Raw genomic sequence first — 11,014 nt, 5'->3', positions numbered from 1 at the left:
ATAAAACAATTGGTATCAACAAACTTGGCACACTATTGAGTTCTCAAACAACAGACACACCCGGCACCACCACAACACTTCACAGCCGTGGATCGCTCCGGAGCAACTTTTCAAACTTACCCGGTTTTCGGCTCCTGTGCAAATCCATCTTTCAGGACCGCACCGGTCGACAACACGTCCCCCGGCCTGATCGGCAGCACTCGAAAGTCCTACCAGAATCTGGTCTTGAATTGGGGGTTGGCCGCTCTCCGGTAACCAGCTCTTCGCTGGTCTCCCTCTCGGCGACTTAGAAAACAATACACCCACAACGGGCCCACCGCAAACCCACCTTCGGGGCCTTCCGCAACTCCGCCGTTCCGGGGAAAACGGGCCACAAGCAGCCTCACTGAGCCAGGCGCCGTCGTACTTCCATTGTGTGTGGTGGGTACCCCCGGCCCCCTTCCCACTGGGAAGCAGCAGTGGCGTTAACGCAGAAGAAGGGCCGGCAACCAGATGGTTGCCGGCCCTTCTCAAGCAGCTGGAATCAGCAGCGCTGGATTACCAGGAAGACTTGGTGATGCCCGGGAGCTCACCGCGGTGAGCCATGTCGCGGAAGCGAACACGGGAGATACCGAACTTCTGGAAGGTACCGCGGGGACGGCCGTCGATGATGTCGCGGTTGCGCAGACGGATCGGGGACGCGTTGCGGGGCAGCTTCTGCAGGCCGAGGCGTGCTTCTTCGCGTGCTTCGTCAGTGGCGTTGGGGTCAACCAGCGTCTTCTTCAGAGCGAGACGCTTTTCGGCATAGCGCTCAACGATGACCTTGCGCTGCTCGTTACGAGCAATCTTGGATTTCTTAGCCATATGTTTAGCGCTCCTCTCGGAATTCGACGTGCTGGCGGATTTTGGGGTCGTACTTCTTCAGAACCATGCGGTCCGGGTCGTTACGACGGTTCTTGCGCGTGACGTAGGTGTAACCCGTGCCAGCGGTCGACTTGAGCTTGATGATGGGACGTACGTCCTTATCCTTTGCCATTAGAGCTTTACTCCTCGTGCCAGGATGCCGGCGACGACTACGTCGATGCCGCGAACGTCGATGGTCTTGATGCCACGTGCAGAGACCTGCAGGGTGACATTACGGCGCAGGGACGGAACCCAGTAGCGCTTCTTCTGAATGTTCGGATCGAACCGGCGCTTGTTGCGACGGTGCGAGTGCGAAATGCTGTGCCCAAAGCCCGGCTCGGCTCCGGTCACTTGGCAGTGTGCTGCCATGACTTCTCCTCAAGAATTGAAAGTAATGATCCGCATATCTGCTGCAGGACCATGCGGGTAAGTGCGACCCAAAGTGATCAGGGTGAACGGTTAGTCACGCAACTTGAGCCCCTAACTACCGGCTACCCTGGAGAAAATTACCGGGCCACCGGAGCAATTGCGCACGCTCCGCGCACTTAGCGCCTACCAAGTCTACGAGTTAAGGCAACTAAAGACCAATCCGCCCTCTTAGGGTGTATAAGCTGCGGGCCCGCCCTAGAGGCGGGTCAGCTCCGGGTACCGCGGATTCAGGCCGTCTCCGGAGGATTTTCCGGTGACCCGGCGGACGACCCAGGGCCCGGCAAACTCACGGACCCACCGCGCGTTTGCACGCAGTGCCTGGGTACGGCTCATTTCGGGAACGGGGGTCATGGGAGGGACTTCAATGGAATGGTCGTGTTCCAGGACAGTCAGCACGCGCTTTGCCATGTTGGCGTGCCCGGCAGCAGACATGTGCATCCGGTCCTGAGCCCACATTCCCCAGTCGTAGTATTCGCTGAAGCGCCAGTAGTCGACCAGCAGGGCGCCATGGTCACCGGCGATACCTCGCACCAGCTCGTTATAGATGGCCGTGCGTCCGCGCGTGGTGCTGAAGATTTTCGAGCCGCGGGAGTCAAACCCGGTGAACATCACTACGGTGGCACCCGTGGCACTCAACTTGCGGATACCGGCGTCGTACTCCTCAAGAAGCCCGTCGATATCAACCTTCGGGCGCAGGATGTCGTTGGCTCCGGCGTAGATGGTCACCAGGGTGGGTTTAAGCTCGACGGCGGCATCCACCTGTTCGGCGAGGATCCGGCGGAGCTTCCTCCCGCGGATCGCGAGGTTGGCGTAGCCGAAGGAAGGATCCGCAGTGCCGAGTTGCTCCGCTACACGATCCGCCCAGCCTCGGACACCATTCGGGCGGGTGGGATCGTCATCGCCCACGCCTTCCGTGAAGGAGTCCCCCAAAGCCACGTACCGGGTAGAAAAATCCATAGCGACAGTCTGCCATCAGTTGCTGGGAGCAACAAAAGGGCCGCCACGCCGGATTCCGTTTAGCCTTCGCGGAGGATCCAGTGGTCATCGTCCAGGCGGGACACGATCTTTTCACCGATCCGGGCAAGGTCGGCTACATCTTCCTCGCTGAGCGCGTCCAGGAACAGGGCGCGGACGGATTCCACATGCCCGGGCGCCAGACCCACGATCGTGTCCATCCCGGCGTCAGTAAGGTGTGCGGTGGTGACCCTTGCGTCCCCGGGGTGCGGGCGCCGCTCCACCCAACCCCGGTTTTGCAGCTTGGTAACAACGTGCGAAAGCCTTGAAAGGGATGCACTGGTCCGCGCAGCCAGTTCACTCATGGGGAGGAAGCGGGATTCCGTCTCAGAGAGCATCGCCAGGACGTGGTAATCGAACAAGGACAACTTGCCGACACTGTGAAGTTGCGAGTCCAGAGCTGCCGGAAGCAGGGTGTTAATGCTCATGAGGGCAAGCCACGCGCGGCGTTCGTCTGCATTCAGCCATCGTGGTTCGCTCATAGGTACATCTTAAGAGTAAAAATGCTTGACGGTTCAAGTCCCGCGGGCACTGCCTCGGTAGGCTGTCCCCATGTACGTTATTTCCCTGAGCTACAAGGTGCCCACGGACATCGTGGACTACCACCTGGCGGACCATGTTTCCTGGTTGCAGGAGGCTTTCGATGAGGGTGTCTTCATCGCTGCAGGCCGGAAGATTCCGCGCACCGGCGCACTGCTCCTGTCAACGACCGACCGGGACAGCCTCGACGCGTCCCTTGCCAAGGATCCCTTCTACGTCAATGGCGTGGCCGAGTTTGAGGTGATGGAGTTCCACGCCAACAGAGTGGCACCCGGATTCGAGAATCTGCTGGACAACTGAGCGCACTCCGGCCTTACCGCGCCTTGCCGTCAACTGTTTCAGCGAGCCGCTTCAAGCCGCCTTTGACAGGAACCTTAACCGGCACAGGCCAACGCGGCCCCAGCTGATCCCCCAAGGTCACGCCCCTGAGTTTGCGGCCCACGAGGGGAAGCACCCAGTCATGGACCCAACGCCGTTGCAGCCGTTCCCACTCTTTCAGGGTCAGTTTCGCCGGCGGTTCCCAGTCTTTGGGGCTGATCTTGTGAGGGACGCCCAGATGATCAAGCACCCGGGCAGCGAGGTACTTGTGCCCCGCCTTGGACATGTGGAGCCTGTCTGAGGACCACATACGGCGGTCGTGGAAGGCGTCGAAACACCAGTAGTCCACCAGGATGGCCCCGTATTTCTCAGCCAGTTCCCTGACGCGCTTGTTGTAGGCCGTGTTGCGTTTCTTCAACGGCTCCAGAACCGCCGAGACTTTGACGTCAAACCCTGTGAAGAGCAGCAGGGTGGCTCCGGTGCCAGCGAGTCTGGCCACCAGATACTCGTAGTCCTCCATAAGGGCGTCGACGTCTGTTCCGAAGTCCAGGATGTCGTTTCCGCCGGCGTAGAGCGTGATCAGTGTGGGCTCAAGGGCCAGCGCCGGCTCCAACTGCTCGTCAATGACATGCCTGAGGCGCTTGCTCCGTACTGCCAGGTTTGCGTACTCCCACCCAGGCTCTGACTTCGCCAGCTTTTCCGCTACCCTGTCCGCCCAGCCCCTCACGCCGTTAGGCAGGTTCCGGTTCCAGTCACCGACGCCTTCCGTGAAGGAATCGCCCAAGGCGACAAAGCGCCGTCGTCCGTCTTTGCCCGGAAGAGCATGCTCTGGGGATGGATCGACAGCCACCCCAGAAACCTAGTCTGCCCTTGTAACGAACAGTCGGCGGGCAGGCGGCGGGCAGGTGGCGGGGAGGCAACGTCGGCATGAACCATGGGCGTCATCTGCGCATAGACCGCAGCGCCCGGGAGGCTCAGGAATCGTTAAGGCTATGGAATCAATTTGGCCGGGAAAACGTTAATTTCCTTGGGTGCGGTGTGCGCACTAGTTAGGAATGGAATGAGCAAGAAAATCGAATCAGTTGAGGACGACGCCGGCAAGGTCACGAGGTACCGCCGGCATCCCAACGGTGGCGGGCTGGTCGGCCCAGGCGCCGAAGTGGAAGAGAGTTCCTTCATCGGTTCAACTACATATATCGAAGCAGGGGCATGCGTCGGTTCGGGTTGCCGGATCGGGGATGGCAGCTGGATCGACCGCCGGGCCAAGATTGGCGACCTGGCCTTCATCGGCGACGGTGTCTACGTGGGCGAGGGAACGATCGTGGGCAACAGGGTCCGCATCGGCAGCCACTCACGCATTGGCGCCGGAGCTCAAGTGGGCCATGGGACCACCCTTGACGGGGACAGCAGGGTTCCCGACGGCGGCCTTGTCGCCGTTGCAGCGAAGCCCCACAAAGCCCGCCGGTCGCGGGCGCGTCATCATCAATCGAGGATGGCAGCCTGAACGAACTGCCTCCCAAGTGGTGGGCCGGGACACCGGCCCAGGGAGGCTCGGCGGAAACGTTACTGTGCAACTCCTGTCCGAAGACGCACAGCATAGTTAGAGTTCCGCTTTCCCCTGCCGCCAGTAGCCCATAAACGCGACCTGCTTCCGGTCGATGCCGACGTCCCGCACCAAGTAGCGGCGCAAATCCTTAATCACGCCCGCCTCCCCCGCAATCCAGGCATAGAACGGCATGGCACCTGCGGGCATACCGGGGTTCTTAGTTGCCCCGATCGCTGCGGTATCCATCCGCGTTGGAGTCTCCCACAGGATGTTCTGGTCCACGTCCACGTCCTCAGGCTCCGGCCCGGCCGCACCGTCCGGCGTCCTGATACCCACCCAGCCCGGCACAGGCACTGCAGACTTCACCGCTTCCGTGAGGAGTTGCCCGTGCGGGCGGGAGCGGCCAATAGAGGCTCCTCTGGCGAGCCAAGTGATTTCGACGTCGGCAGCTGTCTTTAGATCCAGGAAATCGCCTGCTTCGGGGACCTCGAGGAAGGCGTGTCCGGTCATGTCCGCGGGCAGACTTTCCAGGATGGCGCTGATCGCAGGAACGGCCGTTTCGTCCCCGGCCAGCAGGACTCGCTGGGCCAGACCCGGCCGCCACTCAATTCCTGAGTAGATTTCGGCAGTGACGCAATGGGCTGCCCGGTTGTTAGGCCCGATGATGGTGATCGCATCGCCAGGTTTGGCATTCAGTGCCCAGTTCGCCGCCGGGCCGCCGTCGCCCTTTGAGTCGAAGTGCATCGCGAAGTCGACGTCGATCTCGGGGTAAACCCCGTCAAGGCGTTCGCGCCTCACGGTGTAGGTTCGCATTGAACCGCGGGTGGTTGGATCCATGGCCAGCCACTCCTGGTACCAACCGGCCTGCTCCATCTGGAAAACGGGCAGGGGCAGGCAAGTGCCGTCAGGGGCCAGCGAAGGAATCATCAGCTTGATGCGCAGATCGAGCGTTCCCCCATGGACACCGAAGTCCCGCAGCGAATATCCGCCGAAGGTGACCCGCCGGAAGTTAGGGCTAAGTTCCTGGATGGCGCTGACCGTGACGTCGAACGCCAGGGTCATGGGCTCCGTGGCCAACTGGTTCTTGATGATGCCTGCCGGGATGTTACTAGCTGTGTTCATGAGACCAACTCCAGGTTTTCGCTTGGCACTTTTGGGCTTGGCACTTTTGGGGCAGTGGTGCCCTCCGCGTGATGCCGTCCGATAGGGATGATCAACGGGGTCCCTGAAATGGGATCGGGCACGACGCGGGATTCGAGTCCGAAAACCTCCCGGACCAAATGTTCAGTGACGACTTGCAGCGCAGGACCTTCTGCAACGATAGTTCCGGCCTTCAGGGCAATAACGTGATCCGCATAGCGGGCAGCCAGATTGAGATCGTGCAGGACGATTGCCACCGTGGTCCCGTTTTTGCGGTTCAGGTCTGTCACGAGATCCAGAACTTCAACCTGGTGCGCCAGATCCAGATACGTGGTGGGCTCGTCCAGGAGCAGCACGTCCGTCTCCTGGGCCAGGGCCATGGCAATCCACACGCGCTGGCGCTGGCCGCCGGAAAGTTCGTCCACGTTCCGATCGGCGAGTTCCATGGTTTCGGTGGCATCCAGCGCGGTCTGCACTGCGTGATCATCTTCAGGGCTCCAGCTGCGGAAAAAGCCCTGGTGAGGGTATCGTCCACGGCCCACCAGTTCACGGACGGTGATGCCATCCGGCGCTGTTGGGTGCTGCGGGAGGAGGCCGAGCGTCCGGGCCACCTCTCGTGCAGGCCTGCAGTGAATATCCTTGCCATCCAGAGTCACCGTACCGGCCGCAGGCTTGAGCAATCGGGACAATCCGCGCAACAGGGTGGATTTTCCACAGGCGTTGGCTCCGACAATCATGGTCACCTTGCCTTCCGGAATCTCCGCGGACAGCTGTTCGATGACCGTGCGCTGCTCATACCTGAGCGTCAGGTCCTTGGCGTTCAGAACTGCCATGTCAGGCATCCTTTCGGTTGGAAGTGACCAGGAGCCACAGCAGGAACGGGGCACCGAGGGCACCAGTGACCACGCCGACCGGTAATACAGTGCCATCGAGCATCAGCGGGGCGATGTTTGCGGCAAAGTAATCTGCTGCGAGAACGATGAGCACGCCCACCAGCGCCGACGCCGGCAGGCTGGCCTTCCGGGTGAAGCGGCGGGCGATGGGACCGGCGAGAAAGGCGACGAACGCGACGGGCCCGGCAGCCGCCGTCGCCACCGCAGCGAGTGCCACGGCAGTGAGGACCACCGCCAGACGGGTCATTCCCACCCTGATGCCGAGGCCGGAGGCGGCGTCGTCACCGAGTTCAAGGATGCGCAGGGGCCCGGCCAGCACCGCGACGGCCGGCAACAGGACAACAAGGGTCAGTGCCAGAACACCGGCTCGGTCCCACGTGGCGGAGTTCAGGGACCCGTTGAGCCAGACGAGGGTATCCGCTGCAGTGCGGATATCGGTTCTGGTCATCAGGAAACTCACTACGGCATGGAGGGCGGCCGCTATGCCGACCCCCGCCAGGATCAGGCGGTTACCGGCGGCATTACCCCCGCGTCCGCCGCCTGGGCCGAGTGAGCCGCTGCGGGAAATGGCATAGATCAGAGCAGCGACGCCGAGGGCCCCGGCAAAGGCTGCGCCGGAGACTGCTGCTCCCGTGGCCCCGAAAACGACGATGGCGGTTACGGCGGCCGCGCTTGCACCGTAGCTGATGCCGATGACATCGGGGCTGGCGAGAGGGTTGCGCAGCATGGTCTGGAACAGCCCTCCCGCGAGGCCGAAGGCAGCCCCGATCATGGTCCCTATTACGGCCCGGGGCAGTTTGTTTTCCATGACGATGAAGCTCGCACCGGGGATCTTGGGTCCGTCCGTGAAATGGGCCACGAGGATCTTGAAGAAGTCCGGAATTGTGACGGTGTAGCTTCCCAGCAGCACGCTGGCGGCGAAGAGAAGCACGACGGCGGCCGAGAGGACAGCGGTACGGTTGACGGTGCGCCGAAATGGCAGAAAACCCCAATGTTGGCGCCCGGTACTGCCGCGAAGTGCCATCTCGGCGTCGCGTTCAGTCTTTACCGTGGTGGTCACAGTCCTGCCCCCTTTCCGCGCCGAACCAGCCACACGAACACCGGCGCACCCACGAGGGCGGTCATGATGCCTGCCGGAACTTCACCCGGAAGCAGCACCACGCGGCCGATGATGTCCGCGGCCAGCAGCAGGACCGGGGCAAGGATGAGGGAGAAAGGCAGGATCCAGCGGTAGTCAGGACCGGTAAGAAAGCGCACGGCGTGCGGAATGACAAGGCCGACGAATCCAATCGGTCCGGCCAAGGCCGTGGCCGAGCCGCACAGCAGCACGATCCCCACCGCCGTTATTGCCCGAGCCAGGCTGACATTTTGGCCGAGTCCGCGCGCTGTGTCGTCCCCGAGCGCCAGGCTGTTCAAAATCCTTCCCGTGCCCAGGACTATAACGGCACCGATCACCAGGAAGGGAAGTCCCGGAAGCACCACTGACCATTCACGCCCGGCAATGCCGCCAACCTGCCAGAACCGGAACCGGTCAAGCGTGTCCTGGCTTGAAACAAGGATCACGTTCATCAGCGAAAAGAGGCCCGCGCTGAGGGCAGCACCCGCCAAGGCGAGTTTCACCGGCGTCGCGCCGTCCCTGCCCAGCGACGCAACCAGATACACCACTGTGGCAGCGGCGGCTGCGCCGAAAAACGCGAACCAGATGTAGCCGGTCAGCGACGAGATGCCGAACAGGTAGATGCCGGTGACAACGGCGAGGGCAGCGCCCGCATTGACGCCCATGATGCCCGGATCCGCGAGCGGGTTGCGGGCCACACCCTGCATGGCGGCGCCGGCAAGCCCTAGCGCGGCGCCCACCACCAGTCCCAATACGGTGCGGGGGAGGCGAGCCTGCACAACGGCGTGGTCGCCATTGGCGGGCTCAAAGCTGGTCAGTGCCTGCCAAACGGTCTGCAGGGAGACGTCCCTGGCACCGACAGCCAGGGACGCGGCGCTGATAAGGACAAGAACGACGACGGCGGCAAACAGCCAGGCGACCCTGGAACCACCGCGAACCGGCAGTTGATGCCCCTTCGCGGGCGATTTGGCGGGTCCTCCAGAAACTGAACCCGGGCGCGTACTGTTGGCCGCCGTCGTCGTTGTCATGCTGTGTTACTTAGCTGCGGCGTCGGCTGCCTTGCCCAGCTGCGGCAAGAAGGCGTCCAGTGACCACGGCAGGCTTAGCGGCGAGGACGCCGAGATGGCCAGCGTCAGGGTGTTGTCCGGATCAGCGACCAGGGCGCCCTTCTTGATGGCCGGGATCTGGCCGAGCAACGGGTCAGCCTTGATGGAATCTGTGGTGGCAGCATCCGGAACCCAGGTCACGAAGATATCGGAGTCCAGCTCATTGGCCTTCTCTGCCGACCAGGCGAGGAAGAACTCCTTGGAACCCTTGGACTTCTCCTCCACAATCGGGGCGAGCTTCATTCCGAGGGAGCTGAGGAACCGCGGCCGGTTGTCGTTGGCCGTGTAGACGTTCACGCCGTCACTCTTGGCCGGTTCCAGGTTGCCGTAGATGTAGGTCTTGCCTTCAAGCTGCGGGTACTTGGAGACCTTTTCTTTGATGGTGGCTTCCGTGTCCGAAACCAGCTTGGTCGCCTCGGCTTCTTTGCCCAAGGCCTTGCCGATGATGGTGGCGGAGTCCTGCCAGGACGTGCCGTAAGCCAGCTCCGGCTGGGCCACGACGGGTGCGATCTCGCTGAGCTTCTTGTAGTCCTCTTCCGTCAAGCCGGAGTAGGCGCCCAGGATGACGTCCGGGTTGAGCTTGGCAATTTCAGTGAAGTTGACGCCGTCGGTCTCGGAGAACTGGACAGGTGCCTTGTCGGTACCGAAGCCTGCACCGAGCTTCTCGAGGGCGGCGTCCTTCCATGGGGTGGATGCTTTGTCGTTTCCACCCCAGTCGTTCTTCGGAACGCCAACCGGAACTACGCCCAAGGCGATGGCGACGTCGTCGTTGACCCAGGAAATGGTGACTACGCGCTCGGGCTTCTTTTCAATGGTGGTCTCACCAAAAACGTTCTTGATGGTTACCGGAAACTGCGAGCTGGCGGCCTGGTTGCCGGCTCCTGCATCTGCAGAACTGACCGGGCCTGTGGAGCAGGCGGTGAGGGTCAGTGCGGCGGCGGCCAGAACGGCGGTCGCCTTGCTTGCGGTCTTGAAGACGGCACGGCGGGTGGCGACTGCGGCCGGGATGGGGGAAACGGGGGAAGCCACGGAACTCCTTAGGTGAACGATGCGAACCCAAGTAAGGCTAGCCTATCCTCGCCCCTATTAAGAAAGGCTTGCGTAACCTAATTCCCGGCTTGTGAGGAAGGTCACGAGAGGAAAGTGCCGGGCTGGACTTTCGGGCAATGCGTTTGGAAGGATGGCGTCTGGTGCTGGCATTGGGAGCCCGCACTTGGAATGAATCGAGGGTAATGAGCATGCAGACGACCAGAACGGTCTCGGCAGCCATGGTGGGTGAGGTGGCCGCTATGGCCTGCTCCGCCGACGCTTCTACGTCAGCTTTTGCCCGCGGCATAGGGCTCTGAGCCGAGCCGCCAATCGATAAGGTGCACACCGGGGTCTATTCGGTGTGCCCGGTATCAGCTGACGTCTGCTGCCCGCCCCCCGCGGTACTTACCACCTGTGGTCACCTATGGCCACCTCGTGTGGCCTGCCCGGGTTTACCGACGATTCGAAAGCTGTACCTTCCATGCAAGCAATCACCGCTCAGCAAATACGCTCTTCCTTCATCAATGCCACTCGCTCCGAGGCGGCCAAACTGAACCTGCCAGGGAACTTTGACTCCTTGGACTGGGACCGGCTGGACTTCCTGGGATGGCGCGACGCCAAAATGCCACTCCGCGGTTACCTGGTGGTTCCACGATCAACGGGGCTGACAGGGATTATGCTCCGCGCTCCGGAAGGCGGCGCAAAAAAGGGCCGTTCGGTTCTCTGCGAACTATGTCGGGCCGTGTTTTCAAAAGAGGACGTCCTGCTGTGGGTAGCTCGTCGCGCCGGCCAGTCCGGCCGCGACGGCAACACGGTGGGAACCTTGATCTGCGCAGACTTCCTTTGCTCGGGCAACGTCCGCGTGGAGCCTCCAGTCAACGCCATCAACCCCGATCCGGCTGCCGTGGTGGAGCGGCAGATCGATGGCTTGCTGGCCCGGACCGGTCAGTTCCTGGAACGCGTTCAGGGGAAGTAGAGTCCCTCCCCCGGCCCTCCCTCA

Annotated in this window: 14 protein-coding genes; 3 read left to right on the top strand and 11 right to left on the bottom strand. The window is 62.0% G+C overall.

All coding sequences use genetic code 11. The features are described from left to right. Positions 1–537: 537 nt before the first annotated feature. The 5 genes from rpsN to RIN13_RS16100 form a co-directional block, all read right to left on the bottom strand. Positions 538–843 carry a 30S ribosomal protein S14 gene (gene rpsN / locus RIN13_RS16120; protein WP_247048144.1) on the bottom strand — a complete coding sequence of 102 codons (306 nt, stop codon included), beginning with the start codon at positions 841–843 and terminating at the stop codon, positions 538–540. A gap of 4 nt (positions 844–847) precedes the next feature. Beyond that, positions 848–1,015 carry a 50S ribosomal protein L33 gene (gene rpmG, locus RIN13_RS16115; RefSeq protein ID WP_013602737.1) on the bottom strand — a complete coding sequence of 56 codons (168 nt, stop codon included), beginning with the start codon at positions 1,013–1,015 and terminating at the stop codon, positions 848–850. Next, a complete protein-coding gene (gene rpmB / locus RIN13_RS16110; RefSeq protein ID WP_309108344.1) occupies positions 1,015–1,251 on the bottom strand; it encodes a 50S ribosomal protein L28 in 237 nt (78 codons plus the stop codon). The genes rpmG and rpmB overlap by 1 nt, the downstream gene beginning before the upstream one ends. Before the next feature lie 255 nt (positions 1,252–1,506). Beyond that, positions 1,507–2,268 (bottom strand): SGNH/GDSL hydrolase family protein, encoded by a 762-nt coding sequence (locus RIN13_RS16105; protein ID WP_309108343.1) that lies wholly within the window; start codon positions 2,266–2,268, stop codon positions 1,507–1,509. 59 nt (positions 2,269–2,327) lie between these two features. Continuing rightward, complete coding sequence (locus tag RIN13_RS16100; protein WP_309108342.1) at positions 2,328–2,807, bottom strand: MarR family transcriptional regulator; 480 nt, start codon at positions 2,805–2,807, stop codon at positions 2,328–2,330. A 70-nt stretch (positions 2,808–2,877) separates the two neighbouring features. Between RIN13_RS16100 and RIN13_RS16095 the strand changes: the two genes are divergently transcribed. Next, complete coding sequence (locus RIN13_RS16095; RefSeq protein WP_309108341.1) at positions 2,878–3,165, top strand: YciI family protein; 288 nt, start codon at positions 2,878–2,880, stop codon at positions 3,163–3,165. 13 nt (positions 3,166–3,178) lie between these two features. Here RIN13_RS16095 and RIN13_RS16090 read toward each other — a convergent pair whose 3' ends face one another. Continuing rightward, positions 3,179–4,033 (bottom strand): SGNH/GDSL hydrolase family protein, encoded by an 855-nt coding sequence (locus RIN13_RS16090; protein WP_309108340.1) that lies wholly within the window; start codon positions 4,031–4,033, stop codon positions 3,179–3,181. A gap of 210 nt (positions 4,034–4,243) precedes the next feature. Here RIN13_RS16090 and RIN13_RS16085 point away from each other — a divergent pair, with 210 nt between their 5' ends. Continuing rightward, complete coding sequence (locus RIN13_RS16085) at positions 4,244–4,687, top strand: transferase (RefSeq protein ID WP_309108339.1); 444 nt, start codon at positions 4,244–4,246, stop codon at positions 4,685–4,687. A gap of 96 nt (positions 4,688–4,783) precedes the next feature. On the opposite strand, the gene RIN13_RS16080 is transcribed toward RIN13_RS16085, so the two are convergent. Genes RIN13_RS16080 through RIN13_RS16060 form a run of 5 tightly spaced genes read right to left on the bottom strand, consistent with a single transcriptional unit; the run spans position 4,784 to position 10,014 of the window. Further along, complete coding sequence (locus RIN13_RS16080) at positions 4,784–5,851, bottom strand: siderophore-interacting protein (protein ID WP_309108338.1); 1,068 nt, start codon at positions 5,849–5,851, stop codon at positions 4,784–4,786. Beyond that, positions 5,848–6,702, bottom strand: a complete 855-nt coding sequence (locus tag RIN13_RS16075) for an ABC transporter ATP-binding protein (RefSeq protein WP_309108337.1) — start codon at positions 6,700–6,702, stop codon at positions 5,848–5,850. The genes RIN13_RS16080 and RIN13_RS16075 overlap by 4 nt, the downstream gene beginning before the upstream one ends. Before the next feature lies 1 nt (position 6,703). Further along, positions 6,704–7,786: an iron chelate uptake ABC transporter family permease subunit gene (locus tag RIN13_RS16070; RefSeq protein ID WP_309108346.1), complete on the bottom strand. Its 1,083-nt coding sequence runs from the start codon at positions 7,784–7,786 to the stop codon at positions 6,704–6,706. 32 nt (positions 7,787–7,818) lie between these two features. After that, complete coding sequence (locus RIN13_RS16065; RefSeq protein ID WP_309108336.1) at positions 7,819–8,907, bottom strand: iron chelate uptake ABC transporter family permease subunit; 1,089 nt, start codon at positions 8,905–8,907, stop codon at positions 7,819–7,821. Between the two features lie 6 nt (positions 8,908–8,913). Then, on the bottom strand, positions 8,914–10,014 hold the full coding sequence (locus RIN13_RS16060) for an iron-siderophore ABC transporter substrate-binding protein (RefSeq protein ID WP_309108335.1): 1,101 nt from the start codon (positions 10,012–10,014) through the stop codon (positions 8,914–8,916). A 481-nt stretch (positions 10,015–10,495) separates the two neighbouring features. Here RIN13_RS16060 and RIN13_RS16055 point away from each other — a divergent pair, with 481 nt between their 5' ends. Then, a complete protein-coding gene (locus tag RIN13_RS16055) occupies positions 10,496–10,990 on the top strand; it encodes an FBP domain-containing protein (RefSeq protein WP_309108334.1) in 495 nt (164 codons plus the stop codon). Positions 10,991–11,014 lie beyond the last annotated feature (24 nt).

It is taken from the genome of Arthrobacter sp., assembly GCF_031179985.1.
GTDB lineage: Bacteria > Actinomycetota > Actinomycetes > Actinomycetales > Micrococcaceae > Arthrobacter.
This window is presented reverse-complemented; position numbering and strand designations above follow the sequence as displayed.

Coding starts and splice junctions, on each gene's coding strand:
- rpsN (WP_247048144.1), bottom strand. CDS start 843: ATGGCTAAGAAATCCAAGATTGCTCGTAACGAGCAGCGCAAGGTCATC.
- rpmG (WP_013602737.1), bottom strand. CDS start 1,015: ATGGCAAAGGATAAGGACGTACGTCCCATCATCAAGCTCAAGTCGACC.
- rpmB (WP_309108344.1), bottom strand. CDS start 1,251: ATGGCAGCACACTGCCAAGTGACCGGAGCCGAGCCGGGCTTTGGGCAC.
- RIN13_RS16105 (WP_309108343.1), bottom strand. CDS start 2,268: ATGGATTTTTCTACCCGGTACGTGGCTTTGGGGGACTCCTTCACGGAA.
- RIN13_RS16100 (WP_309108342.1), bottom strand. CDS start 2,807: ATGAGCGAACCACGATGGCTGAATGCAGACGAACGCCGCGCGTGGCTT.
- RIN13_RS16095 (WP_309108341.1), top strand. CDS start 2,878: ATGTACGTTATTTCCCTGAGCTACAAGGTGCCCACGGACATCGTGGAC.
- RIN13_RS16085 (WP_309108339.1), top strand. CDS start 4,244: ATGAGCAAGAAAATCGAATCAGTTGAGGACGACGCCGGCAAGGTCACG.
- RIN13_RS16080 (WP_309108338.1), bottom strand. CDS start 5,851: ATGAACACAGCTAGTAACATCCCGGCAGGCATCATCAAGAACCAGTTG.
- RIN13_RS16075 (WP_309108337.1), bottom strand. CDS start 6,702: ATGGCAGTTCTGAACGCCAAGGACCTGACGCTCAGGTATGAGCAGCGC.
- RIN13_RS16070 (WP_309108346.1), bottom strand. CDS start 7,786: ATGGCACTTCGCGGCAGTACCGGGCGCCAACATTGGGGTTTTCTGCCA.
- RIN13_RS16065 (WP_309108336.1), bottom strand. CDS start 8,907: ATGACAACGACGACGGCGGCCAACAGTACGCGCCCGGGTTCAGTTTCT.
- RIN13_RS16055 (WP_309108334.1), top strand. CDS start 10,496: ATGCAAGCAATCACCGCTCAGCAAATACGCTCTTCCTTCATCAATGCC.